A 331-nucleotide genomic window follows, 5' to 3' on the forward strand; every position below is an offset into this window, starting at 1 on the left:
TCTGCGTCACGTCCACTTTGACGGCGTCTACTCTTCAGACCTAGCCCGCGCGGCACAAACGGCTCGTTATGTGATGGATGCCAATCTAACTGGCGACAGCCAAGATTTGGTTGAACTACCTGATTTCCGCGAACAATTTTTCGGTTCTTTCGACGGGCTATCTGGTGTTGAAGCTGGTCATGAGTTAGCTAACGTACTTGGTTTACCGGCTGATACGACATACGGTGACTTGATTCAAAGCATGGACAGCAATGAGCTGATGGACGCATTCCGCGAGGCTGATCCGGCTGGTGACGCCGAGGATGCGAATATGTTTTGGACACGTATTAAC

1 protein-coding gene is annotated in these 331 nt (G+C 50.8%); it reads left to right on the forward strand.

Translation table 11 applies throughout. The features are described 5' to 3' along the window. Positions 1-331 (forward strand): histidine phosphatase family protein (locus KH400_RS23385; protein ID WP_217228716.1); only part of this gene is annotated, 331 nt, incomplete at both ends.

Source organism: Desertibacillus haloalkaliphilus, assembly GCF_019039105.1.
Lineage (GTDB): Bacteria > Bacillota > Bacilli > Bacillales > KJ1-10-99 > Desertibacillus > Desertibacillus haloalkaliphilus.